The sequence below is a fragment of the Corynebacterium sp. HMSC034E11 genome (genome assembly GCF_001835905.1).
GTDB lineage: Bacteria > Actinomycetota > Actinomycetes > Mycobacteriales > Mycobacteriaceae > Corynebacterium > Corynebacterium coyleae.
This window is the reverse complement of record NZ_KV826415.1, coordinates 219,523-237,334: the sequence shown is the minus strand read 5'-3', so window position 1 is coordinate 237,334 and position 17,812 is coordinate 219,523. Positions and strand designations below refer to the sequence as shown.

Annotated in this window: 17 protein-coding genes and 4 tRNA genes; 17 read left to right on the top strand and 4 right to left on the bottom strand. The window is 64.2% G+C overall.

The window, feature by feature from the left end:
* Positions 1–2: 2 nt before the first annotated feature.
* Positions 3–680: a metal-dependent transcriptional regulator gene (locus tag HMPREF2690_RS11750; protein ID WP_083308092.1), complete on the top strand. Its 678-nt coding sequence runs from the start codon at positions 3–5 to the stop codon at positions 678–680.
* On the opposite strand, the gene HMPREF2690_RS09575 is transcribed toward HMPREF2690_RS11750, so the two are convergent.
* Genes HMPREF2690_RS09575 through HMPREF2690_RS09565 form a run of 3 tightly spaced genes read right to left on the bottom strand, consistent with a single transcriptional unit; the run spans position 581 to position 3,143 of the window.
* Entirely contained in the window at positions 581–1,504 is a 924-nt protein-coding gene (locus tag HMPREF2690_RS09575; RefSeq protein WP_070820741.1) for a metal ABC transporter permease, read from the bottom strand. The two genes, HMPREF2690_RS11750 and HMPREF2690_RS09575, sit on opposite strands and share 100 nt — an antisense overlap.
* Complete coding sequence (locus HMPREF2690_RS09570; protein ID WP_034997179.1) at positions 1,501–2,226, bottom strand: metal ABC transporter ATP-binding protein; 726 nt, start codon at positions 2,224–2,226, stop codon at positions 1,501–1,503. The genes HMPREF2690_RS09575 and HMPREF2690_RS09570 overlap by 4 nt, the downstream gene beginning before the upstream one ends.
* A complete protein-coding gene (locus tag HMPREF2690_RS09565; RefSeq protein WP_371325693.1) occupies positions 2,223–3,143 on the bottom strand; it encodes a metal ABC transporter substrate-binding protein in 921 nt (306 codons plus the stop codon). Before HMPREF2690_RS09565 ends, HMPREF2690_RS09570 begins: the two co-directional genes overlap by 4 nt.
* A gap of 159 nt (positions 3,144–3,302) precedes the next feature.
* Here HMPREF2690_RS09565 and HMPREF2690_RS09560 point away from each other — a divergent pair, with 159 nt between their 5' ends.
* A complete protein-coding gene (locus HMPREF2690_RS09560; RefSeq protein WP_070452438.1) occupies positions 3,303–3,995 on the top strand; it encodes a demethylmenaquinone methyltransferase in 693 nt (230 codons plus the stop codon).
* 6 nt (positions 3,996–4,001) lie between these two features.
* Here HMPREF2690_RS09560 and HMPREF2690_RS09555 read toward each other — a convergent pair whose 3' ends face one another.
* Positions 4,002–5,204, bottom strand: a complete 1,203-nt coding sequence (locus HMPREF2690_RS09555; RefSeq protein ID WP_070820740.1) for a geranylgeranyl reductase family protein — start codon at positions 5,202–5,204, stop codon at positions 4,002–4,004.
* 104 nt (positions 5,205–5,308) lie between these two features.
* Here HMPREF2690_RS09555 and HMPREF2690_RS09550 point away from each other — a divergent pair, with 104 nt between their 5' ends.
* The 15 genes from HMPREF2690_RS09550 to HMPREF2690_RS09480 all read left to right on the top strand — a co-directional run bounded on the left by HMPREF2690_RS09550 (position 5,309) and on the right by HMPREF2690_RS09480 (position 17,709).
* On the top strand, positions 5,309–6,325 hold the full coding sequence (locus HMPREF2690_RS09550; RefSeq protein WP_070482131.1) for a polyprenyl synthetase family protein: 1,017 nt from the start codon (positions 5,309–5,311) through the stop codon (positions 6,323–6,325).
* A gap of 64 nt (positions 6,326–6,389) precedes the next feature.
* Positions 6,390–6,472: transfer RNA gene (locus HMPREF2690_RS09545), tRNA-Tyr, on the top strand.
* A 246-nt stretch (positions 6,473–6,718) separates the two neighbouring features.
* Positions 6,719–6,791, top strand: a tRNA-Thr gene (locus tag HMPREF2690_RS09540).
* A 50-nt stretch (positions 6,792–6,841) separates the two neighbouring features.
* Positions 6,842–6,913 (top strand) — tRNA-Met (locus tag HMPREF2690_RS09535).
* Positions 6,914–6,976: 63 nt separating this feature from the next.
* Positions 6,977–7,052, top strand: a tRNA-Trp gene (locus HMPREF2690_RS09530).
* A gap of 21 nt (positions 7,053–7,073) precedes the next feature.
* The gene (gene secE, locus HMPREF2690_RS09525) at positions 7,074–7,391 is read left to right on the top strand and encodes a preprotein translocase subunit SecE (protein ID WP_070421763.1); all 318 of its coding nucleotides are present in this window, start codon (positions 7,074–7,076) and stop codon (positions 7,389–7,391) included.
* 111 nt (positions 7,392–7,502) lie between these two features.
* On the top strand, positions 7,503–8,390 hold the full coding sequence (gene nusG, locus HMPREF2690_RS09520; RefSeq protein ID WP_070820739.1) for a transcription termination/antitermination protein NusG: 888 nt from the start codon (positions 7,503–7,505) through the stop codon (positions 8,388–8,390).
* A gap of 170 nt (positions 8,391–8,560) precedes the next feature.
* The gene (gene rplK, locus HMPREF2690_RS09515; RefSeq protein WP_070421765.1) at positions 8,561–8,989 is read left to right on the top strand and encodes a 50S ribosomal protein L11; all 429 of its coding nucleotides are present in this window, start codon (positions 8,561–8,563) and stop codon (positions 8,987–8,989) included.
* A 74-nt stretch (positions 8,990–9,063) separates the two neighbouring features.
* Positions 9,064–9,774: a 50S ribosomal protein L1 gene (gene rplA / locus HMPREF2690_RS09510; RefSeq protein ID WP_070452428.1), complete on the top strand. Its 711-nt coding sequence runs from the start codon at positions 9,064–9,066 to the stop codon at positions 9,772–9,774.
* A gap of 102 nt (positions 9,775–9,876) precedes the next feature.
* Positions 9,877–11,472 carry a TIGR03773 family transporter-associated surface protein gene (locus HMPREF2690_RS09505; protein WP_070820738.1) on the top strand — a complete coding sequence of 532 codons (1,596 nt, stop codon included), beginning with the start codon at positions 9,877–9,879 and terminating at the stop codon, positions 11,470–11,472.
* Entirely contained in the window at positions 11,469–12,992 is a 1,524-nt protein-coding gene (locus HMPREF2690_RS09500) for an anchored repeat ABC transporter, substrate-binding protein (RefSeq protein WP_070452422.1), read from the top strand. Before HMPREF2690_RS09505 ends, HMPREF2690_RS09500 begins: the two co-directional genes overlap by 4 nt.
* Entirely contained in the window at positions 12,989–13,828 is an 840-nt protein-coding gene (locus HMPREF2690_RS09495) for a choice-of-anchor M domain-containing protein (protein ID WP_070820737.1), read from the top strand. Before HMPREF2690_RS09500 ends, HMPREF2690_RS09495 begins: the two co-directional genes overlap by 4 nt.
* A complete protein-coding gene (locus tag HMPREF2690_RS09490; protein ID WP_070820736.1) occupies positions 13,825–14,574 on the top strand; it encodes an anchored repeat-type ABC transporter ATP-binding subunit in 750 nt (249 codons plus the stop codon). The genes HMPREF2690_RS09495 and HMPREF2690_RS09490 overlap by 4 nt, the downstream gene beginning before the upstream one ends.
* Entirely contained in the window at positions 14,567–15,427 is an 861-nt protein-coding gene (locus tag HMPREF2690_RS09485) for an anchored repeat-type ABC transporter permease subunit (protein WP_070452416.1), read from the top strand. Before HMPREF2690_RS09490 ends, HMPREF2690_RS09485 begins: the two co-directional genes overlap by 8 nt.
* Positions 15,424–17,709: a choice-of-anchor M domain-containing protein gene (locus tag HMPREF2690_RS09480; RefSeq protein ID WP_070820735.1), complete on the top strand. Its 2,286-nt coding sequence runs from the start codon at positions 15,424–15,426 to the stop codon at positions 17,707–17,709. Before HMPREF2690_RS09485 ends, HMPREF2690_RS09480 begins: the two co-directional genes overlap by 4 nt.
* The last annotated feature ends 103 nt before the right edge of the window (positions 17,710–17,812 follow it).

Sequence of the window (17,812 nt, the reverse complement as noted above, 5' to 3'; positions counted from 1 at the left end):
GCATGTCTGTCGGCGACCTGTCTACCAGCACTCAGAACTACCTCAAGGGCATTTGGGCCCTTTCAGAGTGGTCGGATGCGCCGGTGACGTCGTCGTCAGTGGCAAAGCACCTTGGGCTGCGGAAATCCACGGTGTCGGACGGGGTGCGCAAACTTGGCGAGCAGGGACTTGTCACACACAAGCCTTACGGCACGATCGAACTGACCGAACTCGGCCACACGTATGCGGTGGCGATGATCCGCCGCCACCGCCTCATTGAAACGTTCCTGGTGGAAGCCCTCGGCTACACCTGGGACCAAGTGCACGACGAGGCGGAAAATCTCGAGCACTCCGTGAGCGACTTCATGGTCGAGCGCATCGACGCATTTCTTAACTACCCCACCCGCGACCCCCACGGTGACCCCATCCCCTCAGCCAGCGGGCGTGTCGACACCCCCGAAGCCGTCCCGCTGACCGGCGTGCAACCGGGCCAGACGGCCACGATTGAACGCATTGCCGACGACGACCCGAAACTGCTGCAATTCTTCGACAGCCACGGGCTCGTCGTCGGCGCAACCCTCGAGGTGGACGAGGGTGCTCCTTACTCCGGCGCGGTCGCGGTGCGGCTGGCCGGCGCGGCGGAGGCGGTGCCGCTTGGCGAGGAAGCCACGGACTCCGTCTTCGTGCGCGTGGATGCGTAACGACGACCCCGCAGCACCCCGTGCGGGCCGAACAGGTACACCACACCAAACACCACACCCTGGGCGAGCACGATCATGCCGCCGGAGGCCGTGTCGAGGTAGTAGGAGCAGTACAGGCCCACAATCGCACATACCGCCGACATGGTCGGGGCGATGATCAGCATCGTGCCGAACTTGTTGGTGAGCAGGTAGGCGGTCGCACCCGGGATGATCAGCATCGCCACCACCAGGATCACGCCAACGGCCTGGAGTGCCACCACTGACGTCAGCGCCAGCAGTGCCAGCAGGGCCGCACCGAGCAGGCGCGGATTCAACCCAATCGCGTGTGCATGGGTGGGATCGAACGCGTAGAGGGTGAAGTCGCGCCGCTTGAGCACCAGCACGCTCAACACGATCGCGCCCAGGATGGCCACCTGAAGCAGGTCCCCACGGGACACACCAAGCAGATTGCCGAAGATGATGTGGTTCAGATCCGTGTGCGAAGGGGTTACCGAAATGAGCACGAGCCCCAGCGCGAACATGGTGGTGAACACAATGCCAATGGCCGCATCCTCCTTCACCCGGGACGTATCGCGCACCAGCCCGATCAGTGCCACCGCAAGGAACCCAAACACCACCGCGCCAACGGCGAACGGCACGCCCAGAATGTAGGCCAGCACCACGCCCGGCAGGACAGCGTGGCTTACCGCATCGCCCATCAGCGACCAGCCAACCAGCACCAGCCAGCACGACAACAGCGCGCACACAACCGACGCCACTAGCGACGTTGCAAGCGCACGCATCATGAACTCGTACCCAAACGGCTCCGTAAGCAGCGCAATCATGCCGACACCCCCATTCCGAAGCCCTGCACCAAATTGTCCGGCTCTAACACCACTTCGGTCGGGGCGTGCATTAACACCCGACGGTTCAACAGCACCGTCTCCGGCGCGAGTTGCGGCAGGGCGACCAGATCGTGCGTCACCACAAAAATGGTGGTGCCTTCAGCGGCGAGGTCGCGCAACAGCTCAGTGATGGTGGCCTCGGAATGTTTGTCCACGCCGGCGAAGGGTTCGTCGAGAAGCATGATGCTCGCACCCTGAGCGATACCGCGGGCGATGAAGGCACGCTTCTTCTGGCCACCCGAAAGCTGACCGATCTGGCGGTCTGCGAACGACTCAAGGTGGGTGCGCTCAAGCGCGCGATCCACAGCCGCAATGTCCTCCGCACGCGCGTGGCGGGTAAAGCCCATGTGGCCGTAGCGGCCCATCATGACCACATCACGCACTGTGACCGGGAACTGCCAGTCCACGTCCTCGCTCTGCGGGACGTAGCCCAGCACCTGCGTCTTGCGGGCGCGCATGGGGTCGATGCCGTTGATACGAACCGTGCCGCGATCCGGCTTGACCAACCCCATGATCGCCTTGAGTAGCGTGGATTTGCCCGCGCCGTTCATCCCGATCAGCCCACAGATACGGCCTGGTTGGACGCTCAAAGTTGCGCCGTCGAGCGCGACGACGTCGCCGTAGCGCACCGCAACATCGTCAACCGCGATTGCGGGGATCACTGCTTGCCCCCGTTCAAACCGTCGATGATCACCTTCGTGTCGTGGCGAATCAGATCCAGGTAGGTCGGCACCGGACCGTTTTCCTCAGAAAGCGAATCGACGTAGAGGGTGCCGCCGTACTCCGCGCCGGTGGCCTTCACGACCTGCATCATCGGGGCGTTAGAGACTGTGGATTCGCAGAACACCGCTGGGACGTTGTTTTCCTTCACAAACTCGATCGCGCCGGCGATCTGCTGCGGGGTGGCTTCCTGCTCAGCATTGACTGGCCAGATGTAGCGCTCGGTTAGCTTCGCGTCGCGGGCCAGGTAGGAGAACGCGCCCTCACAGGTCACCAAGGCACGCTGCTTGTCGGGGACGGCGGCGAGCTTGGTCTCCAGCTCGTCTTGCACAGCCTGCAGTTCGTTTTTGTATTTCTCGCCGTTGGCCTTGAAGTCTGCGGCGTGTTCCGGGTCGAGTTCGCTGAACGCGTCAACGATGTTGTCCACGTACTTCTGCACGTTCACCGGGCTCATCCACGCGTGCGGATTGGGCTTGCCGGCGTAGGCGTCCTCGGCGATGTCGATCGGCTCGACACCCTCGCTGACCACGGCGTGCGGCACATCCAGATCGGCGACAAACTGGGCGAACCAATTCTCCAGGTTCATGCCGTTATCCAAAATCAGGTCCGCGTCGGCGGCACGAGAAATGTCGCCGGGGGTGGGCTCGTAGCCGTGGATCTCCGCACCAGGCTTGGTGATGGATTCCACCTTGAGGTGATCGCCCGCAACGTTCGCGGCGATGTCCTGGATCACGGTGAACGTTGTGAGCACGACAGGAGTGTCTTTGCCGCCTGCTGCATCAGTGCTTTCTTCAGAGCAGCTCGCCAGGCCGAGGGAGAGAGCAGCCGTAGCGACGAGCGCAAGCACTTTGGTTTTCATCATGTCGTTCCTTTGCGTTGGGAGCGTGGAGGGGAGCAGGCAATCTGTGTGCCCACGCTGGCGAATAATAAAGTTCGGTATGCCGAACTGGCAAGTGGCGTAAGGGCGTACAGCCTACTTTTGTGGGTGGCGAAGTAGACCGAAGTAGACTGACCAACCATGGCCAAGGCGGATCTGGAGAAAAAGCCCTTCGACGTTGCCGGAATGTTCGACGACGTGGGCAAGAACTACGACAAGACGAACACCGTGTTGTCGTTCGGGCTGGACAAATACTGGCGACGACGCACCCGCGAACGCCTCGAACTCAAACCAGGGGAGAAGGTGCTCGACCTCGCCGCAGGCACCGCCGTGTCCACCGTCGAGCTCGGTAAATCCGGCGCGTGGGTCGTGGCGTGCGACTTCTCCCAGGGCATGCTGGCCGCCGGCAAGGACCGTAAGGTGCCCAAGGTGGTCGGCGACGCGATGTACCTTCCGTTTGCCGACAACACCTTCGACGCGGTGACCATCTCCTACGGGCTGCGCAACGTCCATGATTTCGAGGCCGGCTTGCGCGAAATGGCGCGTGTGACCAAGCCCGGCGGGCGCCTTGTGGTCAACGAGTTCTCCACCCCCGTCATCCCAGGATTCCGCACCGTGTACAAGGAATACCTGCCACGTGCTGTGCCGGCGCTGGCCAAGGTATTTTCCTCCAACGCGGAGGCCTACGAGTACCTTGCGGAATCCATCCGCGCATGGCCCAACCAGGAGGAGCTTGCCGCGGCGATCAACGCCAACGGTTGGGAAGACGCCGGCTGGCAAGATCTCACCGCCGGCATCGTGGCGCTCCACAGCGCCGTCAAGCCGCTCGACTAAGCCGCGCTAAGCGACGTCCCAGAGCGGGGCGTTCTTCGGCACCACGCGACCTGCCGCGCGCCACAGTCGTGCGACCAGGTCGCGGTCGTCTTCCTGCACTAGGTTGCCCATCAGGCGCGCCGCTGCAGGCATGAGGTAGCGCCCGCCCAAACCGCGCAGCGCCACCGGGCCAGCCAGCGGTAGGAACTGCGGGTAGGTCAGGAGACGGGCGAGGGTGCGCGCCAGCGTGAACGCGTCGCCGTAGTGGTTGCGCAGCAACGCCGGCCACGCAAGCGTGAGGTCGCCACCCGCGTTGATCAACTCGACCGCCAGCACTGCGGTTTCCAGCCCGTAGTCGATGCCCTCGCCGTTGAGCGGGTTCACGCACGCGGCGGCGTCGCCGATAAGCACCCAGTTCGGGCCCGCAACGTTGGACACCGCTCCGCCCATCGGCAGCAGCGCAGAGGTCACCGCCTGCTCCGGGCCGAGGTTCCACGCCTCGCGCTGCTGTGCGGCATAGTCGGCGAGCAACTTCTTCGTGTTCACCTTCGCCGGGCGCGCATCGGTGGATAAGGCTCCGCAGCCGAGGTTCACGGTGCCGTCGCCAAGCGGGAAGATCCAGCCGTAACCAGGCTGAATCACGCCATCCGCGTCGCGCAGCTCCACGTGCGAATGCATCCACGGCTCGTCCGAAAACGGCGATTCGCAATACGAGCGTGCCGCAATCCCGAATACCTCCCCTTTGTGCCACTCGCGTCCCAGTTTCTTGCCAAAGGGGGAGCGCACGCCGTCGGCAACCACGACCCACTTCGCGCGTACCGAGCCCTGATCCGTCTTCACAGCACTGATCGCGCCGCCGGAAAACTCCACACCCGTCGCGGCGCAGTTCTGGCGGATGGTGGCGCCGGCGGTGCGGGCTTCGTCGACAAGCATTGCGTCAAACACCGTCCGAGGAGCCGCAGAGCCTTCACCGCGCGGCCAAGGCGCCTCGACGTCGCCGCCGTAGCCGTGCAACTTCAACCCCTTGTTGCGATACGCGGGTACCTCCAGATTGAGTGCCTCGAGCGTCTCCACCGCACGCGGGGTCAACCCATCGCCGCAAGTTTTGTCGCGGCCGGGACCCTGGACGTCGAGAAGCAAAGTCTGCAAACCCGAACGCTGCGCCGCAATCGCCGCCGCCGAACCAGCCGGTCCAGCACCCACAACCACAAGGTCGAAATACTCAGTCACGCAACTGATTGTGCCAGCGCCACCCACTGCTACAGAACCAAGGGCAAGTGGGCTACGGTAGGTGCGTTATCCATGTGCCCCTCCAACCTGCAAGGACGTTATCGATGACGTACGGCACCACCCCGTCACCCCGCCACGGATTCAAGATTGACCTTGGCGACGACGCACTCAACACCCGGCTCAACACCGGGCTAGAAGCGGTGGAGGACCTCCTCATGGCCGAACTTTCACGCGGCGAAAAGTTCCTCACCGACAAAGTCACCCACCTCGCCGCAGCCGGCGGCAAACGCTTCCGCCCCATGATGGCGCTGCTGTGCGCCGAGTTTGGCCCCAACCCGCGCGCCCAAAACGTAATCAACGGCGCCACCGTCACCGAAATGGTGCACCTGGCCACGCTGTATCACGACGACGTCATGGACGAAGCTGAACGCCGCCGCGGCGTTGAGTCCGCCAACGCGCGCTGGAGCAACACCGTCGCCATCCTTGCAGGCGACATCCTGTTTGCCCACGCCTCACGCCTGATGGGCCGAATGGACCTGGCCACCGTCGAGCACTTCGCCGACACCTTCGAGGAACTGGTCACCGGCCAGATGCGCGAAACCGTCGGCGCACAAGGCACCAACCCGGTTGAGCACTACCTGAAGGTCATCGACGAGAAAACCGGCGTGCTCATCGCGTCCGCCGCCTACCTGGGCGCGCGGCACTCCGGCGCGTCCGACGAGGTGGTCCAGCGTTGCGCGCGCATCGGCGACGCCGTGGGCATGGTGTTCCAGATCGTCGACGACATCATTGACATTTTCTCCGACCCCGAACAATCCGGAAAGACCCCAGGCACCGACCTGCGCGAAGGCGTATTCACCCTGCCAGTGCTCTACGCGCTCGAAGAGGACTCCGAGGCCGGCGAAGCCCTTCGAGGGCTCCTCACGGGCCCGCTTACCGACGACGCCGACGTCACCCGCGCCCTCGACCTCCTGGGCCAGACACGCGGCCGTGAACGCGCCCTCGAGACCGCTCGCAGATACCTGGACACCGTCGAGCGCGAACTCGACGAGTTGCCCGACATTCCCGCCCGCGAAGCGCTGCGCACCATGACACGTCTCACCGTCGAACGCGTAGGATAACCAGGCGATTTGCCTACATTGCGGTGGCGTGATGTAAGGTAATCCCCGCACTTCAAACGTGCACGCCAGGTTGCCCGAGCGGCCAAAGGGAGCGGACTGTAAATCCGCCGGCATTCGCCTTCAGAAGTTCGAATCTTCTACCTGGCACAGGCACACCCCGCCGATCCCCATCACGGATCGGCGGGGTTTTTCGCTGTGCGGTGCTGTGGTTCTGCGGCTGCAGGGCGGTAGGGAGTGATGGCCTATGGCGTAGGTTATGGAGCGGTTTATGTCGTCGATAAGCATGTGCAAAAACATGGGATGTACTGGCGATTTGTGTTTATAAACGATATCGGGTTAATCTTCTCAAGGCTTCAACGGAGCGGGTCGCAAGATCCACAACAAAGAGGCTGTGCCCCCTTAGCTCAGTCGGCAGAGCGTTTCCATGGTAAGGAAAAGGTCGACAGTTCGATTCTGTCAGGGGGCTCTGTTGTTTGCTGGGGTCCTTGCACTTCGTGCGAGCGTCAGTGAACACATGGCGGTGTAGCTCAGTGGTAGAGCAAGCGACTCATAATCGCTGTGTCGAGAGTTCAATTCTCTCCATCGCTACTCACCTCAAACGGACGCCACAAGCGCCCGTGGTAGGGTTAGGCGCACCGAATAAGGTGCCCTAGGGGCGTGGCGCAATTGGTAGCGCAACGGTCTCCAAAACCGTAGGTTGCAGGTTCGAGTCCTGTCGCCCCTGCCAAAACAACCTGGAGGAGTTTTCGTGACTAACCCCAACGGTCAGAATGCCGCACAGCCAACCGGCAAGCGCCAACTGCGAGGGGTCTCGCCCGTGTCCTCCGACGGGTACGAAGCAAAGCGCACCCCCGTCAATGCCGACGAGGCCGAGGAAAAGACCACCAGCATCGCAACCTTCCCGGGCGAAGTCGTCTCCGAGATGAGCAAGGTCATCTGGCCGACCGGCAAGCAGATGCTGAACTACACGCTGATCACATTCGCGTTCCTCATTGTGCTCACCATCCTTGTCTGGGGTACCGACACCCTGGCTTCCATGGGGATTCGTTGGATTCTCATCCGATAAGTACAATTTCACGCGTAACGTTTCCCGCCTCCTCGAACACCGAGGGAAGGCGGGATACTTTTTGCCCCGGTAACCTTGGGGCACACCCGCGAGCATACGAGGAGAACAACCATGACTGAGGTAAACGAGGACGTCAACGGCGCGATCGAAAACAACGAGCAGGAAATGATCGACGAAGGCGCGCCCGTCGACCCCCCCACCGACCCGGTCATCCACGGCGACTCCGACCCGGCCGGCACCAACGAGCAGGACGACAACGCTGAGGCGACCGAGGGCGCGGAAGCGCCGGAGGCAGAGGGCGCTGAGGCCGCGGAGGGCGTTGAGGCCCAGGACGCTGAGGCTACGTCCGACTTCGACGCTGAATACCGCAAGCGCCTGCGCGAGTACACCCGCGAACTGAAGAAGCAGCCGGGTGAGTGGTACATCATCCAGTCCTACTCCGGCTACGAAAACAAGGTGAAGACCAACCTGGAGATGCGTAGCCAGACCCTCGAGGTCGAAGACTCCATCTACGAGGTCGTCGTGCCTGTCGAGCAGGCGCTGGAGAAGAACAAGGACGGCAAGAACAAGCTGGTCAAGCGCAAGCTCCTGCCGGGCTACGTCCTCGTGCGCATGGACATGAACGATGCCGCATGGTCCGTGGTGCGTGAAACCCCGGGCGTGACCTCGTTCGTCGGTAATGAGGGCAACGCCACCCCGGTGAAGCACCGCGACGTCGCCAAGTTCCTGCTGCCGAAGTCCGCCGCGGCCGGCGCGAAGCCACAGGTCGACGCCGAAGGCGACACCGTTGTGCCGTCGGCGGAGGAGACGCCGAACAAGGTCACCCACGACTACAAGGTCGGCGAGGCCGTCACCATCCTCTCCGGTGCACTGGCGTCCGTGTCCGCCACCATCAACGCCATCGACCCGGAGACCGGCAAGATCGAGGCGCTCGTGTCCATCTTCGGCCGCGAGACCCCAGTCGAGCTGACCGCCGATCAGATCGAACGCATCATGTAAGCGCATTTTGCTTATCGACGACGCCCTGGCGTAACCTATCTCGTCGCGTGTGTTTTGCGCACACGCGACGTTTTCGTTTTCTCATCCCCGGTGGCTGGGAAAAACCCGGCATCCGGAAGCCTTACCGCTGTTCATCGCGGTGGCGAGGCTGTAACTAGGAGGTAATTGCGATGGCTAAGAAGAAGGTCACTGGCCTGATCAAGCTTCAGATCGAAGCTGGTATGGCAAACCCGGCCCCGCCGGTCGGTCCGGCACTTGGTGCACACGGTGTCAACATCGTTGAGTTCACCAAGGCATACAACGCTGCGACCGAATCCATGCGCGGCAACATTGTCCCGGTGGAGATCACGGTCTACGAAGACCGCTCCTTCGACTTCATCCTGAAGTCCCCGCCGGCTGCATCCCTGCTGCTGAAGGCTGCAGGCCTGCAGAAGGGCTCCGGCGTTCCGCACACTGACAAGGTTGGCAAGGTCACCTGGGAGCAGTGCAAGGAAATCGCCGAGACCAAGAAGAACGACCTCAACGCCCGCGACATCGAGGCTGGCGCCGCGATCATCGCTGGTACCGCACGTTCGATGGGTATTGACGTCGAGAAGTAAAGCGCACCTCGTCGCTTTACGTGGAAGGGCCTTCAGCCAGGCCCGCCAACCACAACTCCTGAAAGGAATCAAACATGGCTAAGAAGTCCAAGCGTTACATTGAGCAGCTCGCCAAGGTGGACCGCGACGCGTTCTACCACCCGCTGGATGCGGTGACCCTCGCAAAGGAGACCGCTTCCGACAAGTACGACGCAACCATCGACGTTGCGATGCGTCTGTCCGTCGACCCGCGCAAGGCCGACCAGCTGGTCCGCGGCACCGTCAACCTGCCGCACGGCACCGGTAAGACCGTCCGCGTCGCAGTCTTCGCTGAGGGCGAGAACGCCACCAAGGCGAAGGAAGCAGGCGCTGACATCGTCGGCACCGACGAGCTCATCGAGCAGATCAACGCTGGCCAGCTCGACTTCGACGTGGCTATCGCTACGCCGGACCAGATGGCTAAGGTCGGCCGCGTTGCTCGCGTGCTCGGCCCGCGTGGTCTGATGCCGAACCCGAAGACCGGTACGGTCACCCCGGACGTCGCTAAGGCGATCCAGGACTCCAAGGGCGGCAAGATTGCCTTCCGCGTGGACAAGGCATCGAACCTGCACGCAATCATCGGTAAGGCTTCCTTCACCCCGGAGCAGCTCGCTGAGAACTACGGCGCACTTCTCGACGAAGTCGTTCGCCTCAAGCCGTCTTCCGCCAAGGGTGTCTACCTGAAGAAGATCACCGTGTCCGCAACCCAGGGCCCGGGCGTTCCGGTTGATACCTCTGTGGAGAAGGACTACGCCAAGAAGGCATAGTCTTCCCGCAACGATTTCGCGCCTCGGTGGTTCACCGGGGCGCTTTTTCGTGTCTGGGGGTAGTGCTTTGTCGCAACGCTTAATGGAAGTAGTATTCGTTAAGTGTTGAAAACGGTTACCAATAGTCTTGTGGTTGTCTGCCTCGCCGCCTTGCTCACCCTGTTGACGTGTGGCGTGGCACTGGCGGATCCCGCCCGTTTTGATCGGGGCCACATCGATGTCTTCAACGTCACCGCCGACGGTGGCAGCCTGACTTTGGACCTGCAGGAGGACGTCACCGGCTCCCACGTGCGCCGCGCACCCGAGGATGTCGATTTGGTTGTCGGCGAGGCGGCCTACACCGACGAAACCGCCAACGTCCCAGAGATCGGCGAGCCCGGCTACCTGCTGCCACAGACCCAACGTGCCGACCTGCTGTGGCCCGGGTGGGACACCCAGGGCGTGCGCGAAGGTGGCTTCGGTCGCGTCGACATCGAGTTCCGCGAGGTCTCCGGGCCAGGATCCGTCTACCTGTTCCAGACAGGAAGCTTCGGCTCCTTCCAACCCGTGCTTGATAGCGACCAGCCGCAGCTCTCCTCAGGATCCCGCATTGTTCAGGACGACCCGTCCCACGTCCACGCGAACTGGCTGTTCACCCAGCCAGGCGTGTACACCATGAAGGTTGTGGCAACCGCGGACGGCGCAGAGTCCAACGAGGCGGTGTACACGTGGCACGTCGGCGACGCGAGCGCCGAGACCGGTACAAACCGCGCCAGCGCCGAATCCAAGGCCGACACGTCGAACAACGACACGACCCACAACGACGCAACCAACAGCGCAGACTCGGTTTCGAAGTCTGTTGCTTCCAAGCCGGCAGCCCAGAAATCTGCGCCCGCAGCCCCAGCAGCACCTGCGGCCAAGCCGGCGCCCGCCACCACCTCAGCAGCGGCGAAGAAATGCACACCCGCGTTGCGCCCGATGATCAAGGACGACCGCAACGTGCCCGCCACCTGGAAGCGTCCGGAAGACCTTGTGTTCGGGCTTGGCAGTGCGGCGGAGGCGGACCTGCCCCAGGCGGTCGGCCCAGTGCCTGCCGGCAAAGCGTGGATGATTGGTGCGACACAGCAGGACAATGTGCCGTGGCTGGGTGCGAACACGCAGCACGAGTCGCTCATTGAACACACCACCGGCGAGGTCACCTGGGAAGTAACAAACTTCAACGGCCCCGGCCCAATGACCGTGTTCACCCAGGGCGGCCTGGGGCAAGTGGTGGGCGAGGAGTGGTTCACCGCAGAGAATGGTCGCGGCTCCGGCAGCCACACGATCCCGGCGAACTCGCACGTGCACCCCAATTGGGTGTTCGGGGCACCCGGCACGTACAAGGTGACCATCCGTCAGACCGCCACCACAAAAGGCGGGGAGAAGGTCTCCGGCGAGGCCACGCTGACGTTCAATGTCGGCGAGACCGGCAACGCCGATAGCGGCCACTTCGATTTCGGCTCCATGTTTGACCCAGAAGGCAGCTGCAGCGCCGGAGCTGCAACGGCACAAGGCAGCGACGCCGCACGCTCAGGTGACCTCGCAGAGACCGGCACCACAGTGATGACCGTGCCGTTCGCCATCCTGGGCCTCGGCGTCGCGGTGTTCGGCGCGGCGATGTGCACGTTGGACACTGCCTTGCGACGCCGCCTGATCGCCCTCGCAGGAGCCTCGAAGTGAAGCGCGCCAAAGCTATAGCGGCCCTCGGGTTGGTTGCGGGTCTGGTGGGCTGCGCGCAGGCGGACGGTGCGGTGGATGATGGCCGGCTGCGTGTGGTGGCGTCGACAAGCATTCTCGCGGATGTCGTGCAGAATGTCGCCGGCGATGCCGCTGACGTCACCCCGTTGATGCGTCGCGGCGCCGACCCGCACTCGTATGAGCCGACCCTGCACGCCACGCGCGACATTGCCTATGCGGACGCCGTGTTCACCAACGGGCTGTTGCTGGAGCCGCAAGCATTGAGCCGCACGATCGAGTCGACGGCGCGACCCGACGCGCGTGTGGTGGCGCTCGCCGAGCAGACGCAGCGCTACGGCTACGCCCCGATCCCGCTGGTCGAGGACGCGAGCTTGGACACCGTGTGGTTGGGCCTGCGCTTCGAGGGTGACCTCCCCGCCACCGCCGTCACCGAGCTTTCGCTTGTCGACGCCACCGGCCCCGGCAAAGCTTTCGCCTTCATCCTCGGCACGTTTGGCACACCTGAGTTGCTCTTCGACTCCGACGGCGGCTCGACCATGCTGCCGGCGGGTGCGCACACGCACGTGAGTTGGGCCTTTTCAGCGCCGGGTGTGTACGAGTTGCGGCTGCGCGCGTCGGTGCGCGACGCGGTCGATGCGCCGGAGCGCAGCTCCGCCGAGCAAACCGTGACGGTGGTTGTCGGCCAGGACCCGGCACAGGTCGCGCCTGGGAAGGTGGCGATCGAGCATGGTCACGTGGACATCGCCACGCTTGTCGACGACACCACCACCCACCTGACCCTTCGCACCGACGACCACAGCCACCCCGGCCACACCGACATCAACCCCGCCGATGCCGTCGTTGTCGTACCCACAACCACCCTGCAGCCGATCCCGCCACAGCGCGAGTTCCGCTTCCTCGGCAACCCGGACGACGAGACCTACCTGCTGCCGCAGGCGGTACTCGGCCGTCACGTGCACGGCGAGCTAGACCCGCACATCTGGCACGACCCGGCCGCGATGAAAGCGGTGGTTGACGTGGTGCGCGACGAACTGTCCGCCATCGACCCGTCACGCGCCAGCCAGTTCGCGGACAACGCCAAGCGCTACCAGTCGCTTCTCGACGACACCGACCGCACCGTCCGCGCCATGTACGACTCCATCCCCGAAACCAACCGCAACCTGGTCACCACCCACCACGGCTACGCCTACCTCGGCCGCGCCTACGGGCTGCGCATCGCAGGCTTTGTCACCCCGAACCCGAGCGTGGAGCCGAGCCCCCGCGACCTGCTGGCACTCTCGCGCACCTTGGACAACCTCGACGTGCCGGCCGTGTTCGTCGAGTACGGCAGCGAACAAGAAACGCCTGTGCTCACCCAAACGGCCGCCCAGCACGGGGTGAACGTGTGCCCGATCTGGGGCGACTCTCTCGACCCGCCCGGTCAGGGGCCGGCGCAAACGTATGTGGACTTTGTGCTGGCCAATGGGTCGTCGATTAGTAACTGCTTGAAAGGACAACAATGAAAAAGATTCCAGCCCTCATCACCGCCGCCATGATCGCGGCCGCACCCGCAGCAACCGCCCAGGTACAGGACAACAACCCCGCCCTGCAACAAGTCGTTGACGCCAACGAAACGATCGCGCCGGAAGGCGAACGCACCGTCATCGACGCAGGCCACGTTGACCTCGGCCCCATGTTCGTGGACGGCAACCTGCAATTCCTCGCCCGCGACGACACCCACGAACCCGCCATGTGGCGCCACCTCAACGACGTCGTCTTCGCCGTCGGCGACGCCGCCAAGCAAACCCTGCCCGACACCAACGACTTCGACTTCACCGGCGCCAAACCAGGCTCCGACGTATGGGTCGTGCCCCAAACCGAAGTCGCAGGCGTGCCATGGCTGGGCTGGAACTCCCAAGCCCCCTCGCTGCTCGAGCGCTCCACGTCCGGCATGAGCCTCGAATTCGCCGGCCACGACGGCCCTGGCGACTTCTCCCTCTTCGTCCAACCCGGCGGCTTCCACGAACCGCAGCAACTGTGGAACTCCCGCACCGAAGGCGACCAGTCCATGTGGGTCGAACCCAACACCCACACCCACGCCAACTGGGTGTTCACCGAGCCGGGCGTGCACCTGATCAAGGTGCGCGCGAAGGTGGAGGACACCGACGGCCAGGTGCACACCGACGAGCAGCTACTGCGCCTTGCGGTCGGCGTTGACCCGCAGGAGGCGTTCGACGCGGAGTTTGCGGGCGCCGGGGAGGGGGCGTCGTCGTCAAGCAATGTGCTCCTGTTCGCAGGCTTGGGTGTGCTCGTCCTGGCGTTGGTGGCGTTCGCGGTGGTGTGGGGGCGTCGTAAGTGATCACAATCCGCGACCTTGCCGTGTCCTACCCGGGACGTGAAGTGTTTCAGGGCGTGGACGTCACGCTCAACGGCGGCGAATTCACCGGCCTGCTCGGGCCGAACGGCGCAGGCAAAACGACGCTGATGCGTGCGATGCTCGGGCTCGTACCCGCCGACGCAGGCACCGTCGAGACGACCGACTCGCGTCCGATCCGCGACGTCGTCGGCTATGTGCCTCAACGCCACAACGTCGCGTGGGATTTCCCAATCGACGTCTACACCGCCACCCTCAACGCCACGCTTGGGAAGCGCCCCTGGTTCCGCCGCGCTGGCGAACGCGACCGCATGTGGGCGCAGCGTGCGCTTGAGATGGTGAACCTTGCAGACCTCGCCGACCGCCCCATCAGCGACCTGTCCGGCGGCCAGCGCCAACGCGTGCTCATCGCGCGTGCTTTGGTGCGCCGTCCGCGCATGCTGCTTCTCGACGAACCCTTCACCGGCCTCGACATCCCCACCACGGAACATTTGCTCGGGCTGTTTCGTGAGCTCGTCGATAAGGGCCTGGGCGTTGTGATGTCCACCCACAACATCGTCGAGGCCGTCGAATCCTGCGACCGTCTCATCCTGTTCAAAGGCGGCATCGTGGCGGATAGCCCGACGCGCCTGTTTAACGACGACACCCCCTGGATGCACACCTTCTCCGTCGGCCCCGACTCGCCGTGGCTGCGAGGCGTGCGCGCACACCTGGAGGCCGCCCATGCCTGAGATTTCCTTCCTGCAATTCCTCGCCGACATGGCGAACCCACAACTGGCCTTTCTGCCACGTGCGCTGGGTGCAGCTGTGATCGCCGCGGTGCTCTGCGCGGTGGTCGGGTGCTTCGTGGTGCTGCGCGGCATGGCGTTCATCGGCGACGCCGTTGCGCACGCGGTGTTTCCCGGCATCGCCGTCGCCTTCGCCTTGCAGACGTCCGTGCTGCTCGGCGGCGCGGTGGCGGGGGCGTTGGTGGCGGTGCTGATCGCGGTGATGTCGCAACGCCGCACCATTAAAGAAGACTCCGTGATCGGCATCGTGTTTACCGCCGCGTTTGCCATCGGCCTGGTGATCATCTCGCGGGTCGAGGGCTACACCGCCTCCGTGAGCTCGTTCCTGTTCGGCTCGCTCACCGGCGTTGGCGTGCGCGAACTGGTGGTCAACGCGGTCGCTGGCGCCATCATCGTCGCCATTGTGGTCGTCCTGCGCCCGTGGCTGACCGCCGTCGCTTTGGACCGCGAAACCGCCCGCGCCATGAACCTGCCCGTCGCCGCGTTGGACCTCGCGCTGTATCTCAGCGTGACGTTCGCCGTTGTGCTCGCCGTACAGACCGTGGGCAACATCCTGGTCGTCGCACTGCTGATCACCCCGGCTGCCGCCGCGCGCCTGTTCACCGACCGGCTCGACACGATGATGCTCATCGCCGCCGCATTCGGCGTGGTTGGCAGCGTCCTGGGCGTGTGGCTGGCGTGGGCCTACGATTCCCCCACCGGTGCGACGATCGTCCTTTCCGTCACCGCCCTGTTCGCACTGAGCTGGCTGTTCGCGCCGCGTCGCGGAGTGTTCGCGAAGGTGGTGCGGGCATGAAGTTGAACCGACTTGTGACGCTGGTCGTCGCTACGCTTGCGTTTGCTGTGGCACCACTGGCGCAGGCGAGCAGCGAGCACAAACCCGGCGACCCCGGCCACAGCGTGACCCTCGACGCGGACGTCGACCACCCGTGCGCCGGCCGCAAACTGCTCTACCACTCCCACAACGACGCCCTCTACGGCACGCGCTCCGGCGGCAAGCTAGCGGTGATGGCGGTCGACGGCCAACAGGTCACCTCCCAGGACTCCGTGTGCTTCCGCCTCGCCCCAGACGCGGACGCCGACGGCAACGACCTGTCCAAACTCACCATTCCCGACGACGGCACCCTCGACTTCCTCGGCCCCCGCGGCAGCGAAGTCTGGGCAGCGCCGCAAAGCGTGGACTGGACCGACAACTGGCGCCCCATCTGGTCGGGCCTCGGCGCATTCGACCCCGCCCACGAACTCGACCCCACGTCGATCCCCACCAACTTCAAAGACGACGTCATGCACTTCGACCTCGTCGACATGGATGCGCCCGGCGACATCAACGTCATGTTCACCAGCCGCGTCTACGAACCGGAGCGACTGTTCGACTCCTCCAACCCAGACATGCGCACCATCACCTACGAAGTCGGTGGCCACGGGCATTTCACCTGGACGTTTTCCAAACCAGGCATCTACGCGTTGACGTGGCAAGGCCGAGCCGAGCGTACCGACGGCACCACCGAACGCTCCGAACCCATCACCCAATACTGGCTTGTCGGCGACGACGCCACCGTCGGCCTGCCCGAAGGCACCACCACGGGGCTGCGCACCCCAAAGTCGGCATCGACACCCACTGATGCGCAACCGACCACGTCGGCGACTACCACGGTGGCCACCACGGCACCGACCTCCACCCAAGCCTCCACGTCGGCGCAGCCAACCACCGCGCCAACCTCCACGGCACCACTGACCACAGCACAGCCAACCACCACGGCGGCACAGCCAACCAGCACGCAGCCCAAGCCGGCACCAGGCACCTCCACGCCCAACGCCGCAGCGAAGGAGCGCGCGCTAATCAAGGCGGGTCATATGGATATGGCCTTGGTGGGGGAGGGGTCGTCGTTAAGCACAGTGCTCATCGATGATTCCGACCCCCTCCACCCGGCGCACCGACCCTCCGGCAGCTTCATCTTCGCCGTGCCCGACAGTGCGCGCACCGACCTGCCCGATAGCGTGCGCGACAGCTTCCCTGGCAGCCCAGCGCAGATGTGGATACTGCCGCAAGCACAGGACAAGAACCTGCCATGGCTGGGCTTTTCCACCACGGGAGTGCCCGCGAGCGCGATTGAGGAAGGCAGCCGGATCACGGTAAGCATGCGCGACGTCACCGGCCCGGGCCGCCTGATGACATGGCACGAGGATCTGCGAGGCCTGCGCATCGAACTGGATTCGGGCGACCCGTCCAAAACGCTCCAATACCCGGTTAACGCTCACGACCACCAAGGCTTTGGGTTCACCGAGCCGGGCATCTACACGGCGACGTTCGTGTATTCCGGCACCACGCGTGACGGTGAGGCGTTTGAGAAGGAACTCGTCGCAACGTTTGCAATTGGCGACGACGCCATCACCAACGCCCCAACCAATCCCGACGACACCGATAACGCAGGCAACACGGGCAACGCGGGCAAAAGCCTGAACGTCCCACAGGCGTTGGCGGCGGGTCTGCGGCAGGTGGAGAAGGAGCTCAAGAAGTTTGGCGACGCCATCGCGCCCGCCGCAAAACCGTCCACGAAGCCGTCTGCGCAGGCGACCACACAGCGGGCGACACGGCCGACGACACGGCCGAGCAACCAGGCAACTTCTCGCCCCTCGCGCACCGCTGCACCTGCGGCCCCGGCAACCACTGCCCAGTCGGCCCGGTCGGCCCAGTCGGCTCGATCGGTGAGTACTGCGCGTGCTGCACAGGCTGCACCTCGCAGTCAGGCGGCGGCTCAATCCACGGCGAAGCAGTCTCCGACGAGGCGTGCGCAGGCAAGCCGTGCAGCGTCATCGCAACTATCGACGAGCACTAGCGCCCCCGCCACAACCTCCGCCCCTTCGCCGGAGCCCTCACCTGAGTCTGCACCCGATGCTTCGGGCAGCGGGATTCATGCCGCGCAGCCCGTCGAAGGCACGAGCAACTCCGCGACGGCCGGCGGCTTCTGGGCTGGCCTCGCGATTGGTGTTGGCATCATGGCGCTCATCGGCGGCGCAGTACTGTTTGTTGCCGCGCTGAAATTGCTCCGTCGCGCTGAGCGACACGACGAGCACTAGCCGAAGAGTTGGTCCATTGCCCCGTGGTTGGTGTTTTTCACCGGGTAGCCGCGGGGTGAGATCCATACTGGGGCACCCCGCACCATGACGATCCGGCCCCGTT

Excerpts from the sequence above, each read along its gene's own strand:
- HMPREF2690_RS11750 (WP_083308092.1), top strand. The coding sequence starts at position 3 with ATGTCTGTCGGCGACCTGTCTACCAGCACTCAGAACTACCTCAAGGGC.
- HMPREF2690_RS09575 (WP_070820741.1), bottom strand. The coding sequence starts at position 1,504 with ATGATTGCGCTGCTTACGGAGCCGTTTGGGTACGAGTTCATGATGCGT.
- HMPREF2690_RS09565 (WP_371325693.1), bottom strand. The coding sequence starts at position 3,143 with ATGAAAACCAAAGTGCTTGCGCTCGTCGCTACGGCTGCTCTCTCCCTC.
- HMPREF2690_RS09560 (WP_070452438.1), top strand. The coding sequence starts at position 3,303 with ATGGCCAAGGCGGATCTGGAGAAAAAGCCCTTCGACGTTGCCGGAATG.
- HMPREF2690_RS09550 (WP_070482131.1), top strand. The coding sequence starts at position 5,309 with ATGACGTACGGCACCACCCCGTCACCCCGCCACGGATTCAAGATTGAC.
- nusG (WP_070820739.1), top strand. The coding sequence starts at position 7,503 with ATGACTGAGGTAAACGAGGACGTCAACGGCGCGATCGAAAACAACGAG.
- rplK (WP_070421765.1), top strand. The coding sequence starts at position 8,561 with ATGGCTAAGAAGAAGGTCACTGGCCTGATCAAGCTTCAGATCGAAGCT.
- rplA (WP_070452428.1), top strand. The coding sequence starts at position 9,064 with ATGGCTAAGAAGTCCAAGCGTTACATTGAGCAGCTCGCCAAGGTGGAC.
- HMPREF2690_RS09495 (WP_070820737.1), top strand. The coding sequence starts at position 12,989 with ATGAAAAAGATTCCAGCCCTCATCACCGCCGCCATGATCGCGGCCGCA.
- HMPREF2690_RS09485 (WP_070452416.1), top strand. The coding sequence starts at position 14,567 with ATGCCTGAGATTTCCTTCCTGCAATTCCTCGCCGACATGGCGAACCCA.
- HMPREF2690_RS09480 (WP_070820735.1), top strand. The coding sequence starts at position 15,424 with ATGAAGTTGAACCGACTTGTGACGCTGGTCGTCGCTACGCTTGCGTTT.